Annotated in this window: 7 protein-coding genes; 2 read left to right on the top strand and 5 right to left on the bottom strand. The window is 62.6% G+C overall.

Features of this window, described 5'->3' with window-relative positions:
* Nucleotides 1-119 precede the first annotated feature (119 nt).
* Nucleotides 120-923: a helix-turn-helix domain-containing protein gene (locus ACFMO7_RS20355; RefSeq protein ID WP_376797317.1), complete on the top strand. Its 804-nt coding sequence runs from the start codon at nucleotides 120-122 to the stop codon at nucleotides 921-923.
* A gap of 281 nt (nucleotides 924-1,204) precedes the next feature.
* Here ACFMO7_RS20355 and ACFMO7_RS20350 read toward each other — a convergent pair whose 3' ends face one another.
* The 4 genes from ACFMO7_RS20350 to ACFMO7_RS20335 all read right to left on the bottom strand — a co-directional run bounded on the left by ACFMO7_RS20350 (nucleotide 1,205) and on the right by ACFMO7_RS20335 (nucleotide 5,788).
* A complete protein-coding gene (locus ACFMO7_RS20350; RefSeq protein WP_376797316.1) occupies nucleotides 1,205-2,641 on the bottom strand; it encodes a tetratricopeptide repeat protein in 1,437 nt (478 codons plus the stop codon).
* 370 nt (nucleotides 2,642-3,011) lie between these two features.
* Nucleotides 3,012-4,664 (bottom strand): tetratricopeptide repeat protein, encoded by a 1,653-nt coding sequence (locus ACFMO7_RS20345; protein WP_376797315.1) that lies wholly within the window; start codon nucleotides 4,662-4,664, stop codon nucleotides 3,012-3,014.
* 387 nt (nucleotides 4,665-5,051) lie between these two features.
* Nucleotides 5,052-5,306: a helix-turn-helix domain-containing protein gene (locus ACFMO7_RS20340; RefSeq protein ID WP_376797314.1), complete on the bottom strand. Its 255-nt coding sequence runs from the start codon at nucleotides 5,304-5,306 to the stop codon at nucleotides 5,052-5,054.
* A gap of 227 nt (nucleotides 5,307-5,533) precedes the next feature.
* On the bottom strand, nucleotides 5,534-5,788 hold the full coding sequence (locus tag ACFMO7_RS20335; protein ID WP_376797313.1) for a helix-turn-helix domain-containing protein: 255 nt from the start codon (nucleotides 5,786-5,788) through the stop codon (nucleotides 5,534-5,536).
* Nucleotides 5,789-6,014: 226 nt separating this feature from the next.
* On the opposite strand from ACFMO7_RS20335, the gene ACFMO7_RS20330 reads away from it, so the two are divergent.
* Nucleotides 6,015-6,401 carry a hypothetical protein gene (locus ACFMO7_RS20330; protein WP_376797312.1) on the top strand — a complete coding sequence of 129 codons (387 nt, stop codon included), beginning with the start codon at nucleotides 6,015-6,017 and terminating at the stop codon, nucleotides 6,399-6,401.
* Nucleotides 6,402-6,775: 374 nt separating this feature from the next.
* Here the strand turns inward: ACFMO7_RS20330 and ACFMO7_RS20325 are convergent, their stop codons facing one another.
* The gene (locus ACFMO7_RS20325; protein ID WP_376797318.1) at nucleotides 6,776-7,051 is read right to left on the bottom strand and encodes a helix-turn-helix domain-containing protein; all 276 of its coding nucleotides are present in this window, start codon (nucleotides 7,049-7,051) and stop codon (nucleotides 6,776-6,778) included.
* Between the last annotated feature and the right edge of the window lie 203 nt (nucleotides 7,052-7,254).

Genomic DNA, 7,254 nt, shown 5'->3' with positions numbered 1-7,254 from the left:
CCACTTGTTACTAGTATTATATGTTGCTCTTCCGATGATGGGTACGTTGCCAGCTAACAAATTTTGCGCCATAATGTGGATGTAGCTAACAGATAAAAGCGCACAAGGATGGTTCAGCGATGAGTCGGAGCACTGAGGCCGCTGAGCGTTCGGAGTTCGCTCGCCTTTTGACGGAGCTGCGTCAGCAGCATGGCCTTTCTCAGGGCCAGCTCGCTCAGGCGAGCCGCCTCTCGCGAACGTATATTTATCATCTCGAGGTGGGCATGCGGACAAATCCTTCTCCGCATGTGGTGCGCAATATCGCTCGCGCTCTGGAGTTGCAGGGCCAGGAGTGCCAGCGCTTCTATGAGGCCTATACTCGCCTGACCGGCCAGCATGTGGAGCCGGACCGCCTCACGAGCGCGCTGCTGGAGCTGGGCGAGCTGGCAAGCTTGCTGGTGCAGAGTACGTCTTATCCGGCACACTCGCTCGATCGCCTCTGGTTCCTGCATTCCTGGAATTCGGCTTCTCTGCGCCTCTTCGAGATCGATCCCCTTCTGGCCGAGAGCCACCCCAGGATCCATTTGCTGGAGCTGGTCTTTGATCCGCAGTTGCGCCGCCGCTTCCACGGCTGGGAGGATCTGGCCCATCGCCTGGTGAGCGATTTCTTGTATAATACACATACGATGACGCATCTGCCCGAGTATAAGGAGCTGTGGCGGCGCCTGCGCGAGTTGCCGGAGTTTAAGCGCATCGCTTCGGCCGCTTACCCCAGCGGAAAGCCCGCTCCGTCTTTCGTCTTCCAGGTGCAGCATAGCGAGCTGGGCCGCCTGACGCTGCGCACGGCGACGACGGTCTTTACGGGGATGAGCAGTTACTCGATGGTGAGCTATGTGCCGGGCGATCAGCAGACGCTGAAGATTTATCGCGAGCAGGGCTGGTGAGGACTCGCCCCCTCGGGCGAGCGGGCAGGCGGGCGAAGCACGGGCCCTCCCGCCCGCCAGGCCGGCGGCCGGCCGCGCTCCCTGGCTGCTGCCCAGATTGGCTCCCCAGCTCCAGGCTACGGCCGGGGGCGAGGCTGCGAGCGCCGGGCCGGCCCCGGTTCCGGCCGGTCCGGCGGCTCAGCTCGCCCCCTCCCGCTCATCAGCGGCCAGACCAGGCCCGCTCAGTCCGCCAGGGCGCCGGCTGGCCCGGACGAGGGAGAGGTCGCTCCCGCCCGGCCCGACTAGCCTCTGCCGGGGGCCGGCTCCTCTTGCTGGCGGTCGGGATCGTTGAAGTAGAGACAGATGCCACGCTTGAGGGTCTCTAGCAGCGGCTGATAGCGGTGACGGGGCGGCAGTTGCACCGTTTGACCGTCGAGCAGGCCCTGCAGGGCTGCGAAAAATTCTAGCTCCTGATGGCCTGTGCCCGCCCCGGCCAGCCCGTTGGCAAGCTGGGCGCTCAGGACCTGGCGCGTGCGCTGGAGGATGATGCGCACGGCCAGGCAGGAATCGGGGTGGGCTGTGCAGACGTCGACGACGGCCTCGCAGAGAAAGGTGAGCATCTCCGGGGCTAAAGCCCCCTTGCTTATGGCGCGCATGGCCTGGGTGGGCGGCCTCTCCAGGGCTTCGGCAATGATTTCGGCTGCGCGCGGGGCCAGCTCCTCCGGCACGACCTCGATGCCTTCCTCCGCCAGGTGCCGGCAGAGCAGGGCAATGGCTTCTTCGATCTCCTGGCTCTGGCCGGAGGCGATGCGCCCGCTGAGCAGGTCACGCATCCGCAGGAAACAGGCCAGGGAGACACGCGTCTGATGGAAGAAGGCGAAGAAAATGCCCAGGTTGCTCAGCACAATGGCCTCACGCTCCTGGTCCTCGACAAGCCGCGCCAGAGCAAGGGCCTCGCGATAGCAGCGCAGGGCCTCTTTGGTCTGAAGACAGGTCTGGTAGAGCTGGCCCAGCCCGCCCAGGGTCAGGGCCAGCAGGGAGCGATCGTTTTCGCGGCGCAGGGCCAGCAGGGCTTCCTGATAGAGGGCATGGGCACGCTGGATCTGCCCCAGGGCGAAGTAGAGCGCGGCCAGCTTGCTGAGGGTGGCCCCTTTGCCACGCTGATCGTCGATCTCGCGCTGGATGAGGAGGGCCTCTTGAAAAGCCTGCAGGGCACGCTGGATCTGGCCGCGCTCCTGGTAGAAGGTGCCCAGGTTGTTCAGGGTAATGCCCTGGCTGCGACGGTTTCCTACTTCTCGATGAATGGCTAGAGCTTCACGATAGCAAATGAGGGCCTCCTGCTCGTGCCGCATCTCGTGGTAGAGCGTGGCCAGCCGCCCCAGAACGGTCCCTTCTCCCGATAGACAGCCCACTTCACGATGGATGCTCAGTGCCTGACGATAGGCCCCTAGCGCTTGCTCGCGCTCGCCCCGCCGCTGGTAGAGCGTTCCCAGGCTACAAAGGGCGTTGGCTTCGTTGGCCCGCATCCCGTACTCCCGGCTGCGAGCCAGCGCTTGCTGATAGCAGTTGAAAGCCTGCTCAAAGCGCTCTTCGTGCTGGAAAAGGAGGCCGAGCCTGAAGAGGCTGAACATCTCACCATCCCGGTCCCCTTGCGCGCGCTGCCACTCTAGTTGCTTTTGATAATGAGCAATGGCCTCATCACGGGTCATCTGACCCAGCTCTTCATAGTCCTGTTCCATTGGTAGTAAGGCCCTTTCTCACTTCTGACTAGGGGTCGTTTGACCCGGCCTCCTCTACGTCATTTCTTCCGCTCTCGCCGCAGTCCAGCTCGCCCGGCCCGCTTCCCCTGCCTCTCCAGGTCGGATACCACCAGTTCTCTCACTGGCACTCCTATCCGACCCTTCCTTTCTTGCTACCTCTGCGGCACGTTTCTGCAGCCCGACGCTGTACTGCGAGCGACTGAAGACTTGATAGACACTTTGCGCATAGCCGCTTGCTTGACGGCTATTTCCTCTTTAAGTATATAACAAATTTTTGTGGATGGATATACTCATAGGTCAAGTAGCCAGATGAAGCACGCGAAGAGAGTGGGAGGATAGTCCGAAATGGCTAATTGGGTGGGCCGCTGGCCGGCTGGCTGGCCCGCCAGCGCGCCTGGCCGCCGCGGATCAGCTCCAGCGGGAGGGCGTAGGGATGGGAGATGGCTAGCCCGGCGGACCGCCCCTCTAACAGGGCTTCGAGGGCCGCGTAGAAGTCCGCGGCTGCTTGCTCCGCGGCCGGGAGCGGCTGTTCGCCCGCCTGAACCTGAGCGCGGCGCCGCTCTAGCTCGCTCTGGAGCTGCTGCTTCGCCTGGGGCGCGCTTTCTCCTCCAAGGACCAGGCTGACGCGCTCGATGAGGGGGCTGAGTTCCTCGGGCGGCAGGATGCGCTGCTCTTGCTCGCAGAGGACGGGGGGAGCGATGCCTTCAAGGGTGGCTTCAATCAGGGTGCCGCCCAGGGGCTGCGTCTCTCGCCAGAGGCGCGCGAAGGCCACGGGCCCCAGTATGAGGCAGATGGAGACGAGGCCTCTCTCGATGCCGGCGCTGGCGGCGCTATCTTGCTGGCTCTCGGCGATGGCTCGCGCCTGAAGGAGGTGGGCCAGGGCGGCCTGGAACTGGCCGTAGCGGGCGAAGAGGGTGCCCAGACAGCAGAGGGTGGCGATGAGACCAGGCAGGTAGCTGCAGCGCGAGAAGCCGAGTAAGGCTCTCCGGTAGTGGTCCAGGGCCTGGACGGGCTGGCCCAGGTCGTAGAGGAGCCGCCCCAGGGCACCCCGGCTCAGGTATTCGCAGTAGGGGGGCAGGCCGCCGGCTCGCGCCCGCTCCAGGGCTTGCTCGCCGTGGCGACGGGCGCGCTCGCTCAGTCCGAGCTGATGGTAGATTCGGCTGAGGTTGAAGTGGAGGGGAAAGAAGGCCGCCCCGCCTCCGCCGTGCCCGGCTTCGAGCGGCAGGATGCGCTCGTAGGCCGCCCGGGCCTGGAGGAGCTGCCCGCTCTCCTCGTGGATTTCGGCCAGGCTGAAGAGGGCTTCGGCTTCCCCTTCATGGTCGCCGAGTCGCCGGCAGAGGGCAACGGCTTCTTCGTAGAGGCGCTGGGCCTCGCTGTGATGCTTTTGACGCTCGGCCAGCCGCGCCAGATCTGCGATGGCCAGGCGTTCGCGCTCAAGGTCGCCGGCTTGCTGCAGGAGCCGGCGCGCTTCCTGATAGCGCTGGCGCGCTTCGTCGTAGCGCTCCTGACGCTCGGCGAGATGCCCCAGGCTGATGATGGTAATGGCCTGGTTGCTGCCCTCGCCCAGGGCCTCCAGGATGGCACAGGCTTCCTGATAGCAGGCCAGAGCCTGCTCGTAGCTCCCAAGGTGCTCGTGGAGCTGGCCCAGGTTGTGCAGGCTGAAGGCCTGACCTCGCTGGTCACCCAGGCGGCGCAGGATGCTCAGGGCCTGCTCGTAGGCCTCCCGCGCTCGCTCGGGCTGGCTCTCAGCCGTCAGCAGGACGCCCAGGTTGTGCAGGACGGCAACCTGCCCCCGCTCGTCTCCAAGCCGATGGAAGATGCTCAGGGCCTGCTCGTAGGCCTCCCGCGCTCGCTCGGGCCAACGCTCGGAGAGCTGCAGACCAAGGGTGTGCAGGACGCCCGCTTCTTGCCAGGGGTTTCCGCTGGCACGGGCACGCTCTAGCTCGCTCTGAAGCCGGGCCAGTTCTTGTTGCTGGGCTGGCTGGTCATCGCGGGCAGACATGAGAGACCGCTCCTTTCTCCAGCTCGATGGGGGCGGAGAGGCGCCGCGCGACGGCCCTTCTCGCTCTCCGCCGGCTGGCTCGTTTGCCAATTCGCTCACTCACTCGCTCGCCAGGCTGCAAACCACCTTCCCCCAGAATGGGCTTCCGCCAGCTTACTCCGGGCGATCGCTTGTTTCCTTCCCAGCAAGCAAGCACCTGTTTTTCTCTTTCATAGAAGAGTATACACTATCTATACGCTCAATGACAGATGTTTTCTCTCTTGTTTTTTTTGTCTCTCTGCTGGGACCGCGCACTCTCTCCGTCGGAGAAGCGGGGGAGATCTGAGCGGCTGCCTGGCTCCGCCTGCGCCCGATCCGGCCCGATCCCGACCCGCCAGCCCCCCACGGCTACCTGCTCGAGAGACGCTTCTTGAGCTGCCTCAGCTCCTCCTCGGCTCGCTCCCTGGGGACATCTTCGATGATGGTCGTGACCGGCACTTCCAGCGCTTCGGCTATGCGATTGATAGTGTCTGTATATATTGACTTATACGGATTAATAAAAATTTCACGAACGACGTGATAGCTGAGCTGCGCCAGCAGAGAAAGGCGGTGGATAGATATATTTTTCTCTTGAGCAACCTCTTTCACACGCAGACGTAACACGTATCCTCCCCGGCTCTCCAGCAGCGCCGGGCGGTGCCTCCCGCCTGGCGTCTTCTATGAGAGTCTAGCAAGCAGGCGCTTGTTTTATTCTATTATGAGAGAGTATACACTATCTGCGGGTTGATTGCAGCTACTTTTCTGCTCGCGCGCCCGGCCAGCCACAGAGGCACGGTTGAGCGGATGTCCGGCTCTATCGCTGGCTGCTCATGCGCTCAACTAGGGGCAAGCTATTGATCAGTGGGACGGATCTTGAGATGCGCTTGTTCCGCTTCAGCTTGCTTCCTGGGTACGTCTTCAATGAGAGCGGTGACGGGTACTTCCAGAGCCTCAGCTATCCGATTGAGCGTCTCAGTGGAGACCGCTTTATAGGGGTTGTGAAACATGCCCCTGATAATGTAGTAGCTCACCTGCGCACGCAGAGAGAGCTGGTGCATCGAAACATTTTTCTCCTGGGCGACCTCTTTCACACGCAGGCGTAACACGCGCATTCCTCAATGGAGTTTTTTTTAAGCTTACCAGGGTATCATAATAGCGGGTATTCCATATCTTTTTGGCGATAAAGATATGCGCTTATTAATAAGCGCTTATTTTTATTGCTATATCTATTGACTAATCGCGGAGAACGTGGTAGGCTAGGGACAGGATGGCAAGTGAGAGGAAGGAGCCTGATGGAAGTGTCAAGCTGCAGGTAGAGAAAGGAAGTGAGTAATGCAGGAAGGGAACCGGGAGGGGAAGCAGGTGATGATGGGGGTAGGGGAGGACGACCTCAAGGCCATCAAGTACATCCTCCTCTTTTATGGGCGTTATCTGCAGTCGGGCCAGGCGGGGCAGGCGGTGAGCCATCGCAGCCTGAACCGTATCCAGCTTGCCCTGCTCAAGATCGAGCAGATCCTCAGCGGGCAGGTGATGGTCCTCAGTTGGGAGGAGCTGGGTCTGATCACCGAAGCGATCGCCACCTTCACCGCGCTGGTGCGCCAGAAGATTGCCGCCACCCAGGAGCGCGATCAAGTGCTGGCCAACTGCGAGCACCTGCGCGAGTACCTGAGCCTGGTCCTGCCGCCCATCCGACCGGTCCTGAAAGGAGGTGAGAGCTGAGCCTGAGTCTTCTGAGTCTCTGACGTGCTGAAGAGGGGTCTTCCATTCTCCCCCTGGCTCTCAAGGCTCCCCTTTCGTGGACCGTCAACCCCGCGCGAGAGCAGGAAGGCCCCTCTCCCCCACCGGCACGATCGCTTAACCGAACGCAACGATGGCCCGTGTTCCGCGGGATGGCGCGCGTGGGAGCGCTGGCTGCCATTGGGAGGCGGCCCGGCGCGCCGGCACCACGCGCGCCATCCTTTTTTGAGCGCCTGGCTGGCCGGCCGAGCGGCGGGCGGCCCACCTGGGGTCTGGTTCCGGGCGTGGTCGCTCCGCCTGCTCGCCGACCGGCTGGCTGGCTGGCTGACTGACTGACTGACTGGCTGGCTGGCTGGCTAGGGCATCAGGTGGCGGGGCCGGCGCCCTGGTCGTCGGGGCAGGGCCAGCTCCGCCGCCAGGATGCGCTGCTCGCGCACCATCTCCTCCTCCGAGACATCCTCCATCAGGGCGGTGGTCGGCACCCCCAAGGCCCGCGCAATGCGGTTGACGGTGGCCGTATTGGTAGGCCGATAGGGATTGCGATAGATGGCCTTGATGATGTTATAGCTGACCTCTGCCCGATGGGACAGTTGGTTCATAGACATTCCCTTCTCACGTGCGACCTCTTTCACGCGCAGCCGAAGCACGATTCTCCCCTCTTATGCGAGATATTTTTGTCAGTATAGCGCATGCGCGCCATTTAGGGAAGAACTTTGTGGAAAACCTCATTCTCCGACGAGAAATCGTTTGTGATGTGTCTCCTCTCTCTACCATACACAAGATGCCCCGTCGCCGGATGGCGCCGAGGCCGAACCTATGGTATACTCGCAGAAGA

Origin of the sequence: Thermogemmatispora sp., assembly GCF_042408735.1 — a bacterium.
Lineage (GTDB): Bacteria > Chloroflexota > Ktedonobacteria > Ktedonobacterales > Ktedonobacteraceae > Thermogemmatispora.
Note: the sequence above shows the minus strand (reverse complement) of the source record. Positions and strands in the feature narration are given on the sequence as shown.

Bases quoted from the DNA above. Each gene is read 5' to 3' on its own strand.
- ACFMO7_RS20355 (WP_376797317.1), top strand. From the start codon at position 120: ATGAGTCGGAGCACTGAGGCCGCTGAGCGTTCGGAGTTCGCTCGCCTT.
- ACFMO7_RS20350 (WP_376797316.1), bottom strand. From the start codon at position 2,641: ATGGAACAGGACTATGAAGAGCTGGGTCAGATGACCCGTGATGAGGCC.
- ACFMO7_RS20345 (WP_376797315.1), bottom strand. From the start codon at position 4,664: ATGTCTGCCCGCGATGACCAGCCAGCCCAGCAACAAGAACTGGCCCGG.
- ACFMO7_RS20330 (WP_376797312.1), top strand. From the start codon at position 6,015: ATGCAGGAAGGGAACCGGGAGGGGAAGCAGGTGATGATGGGGGTAGGG.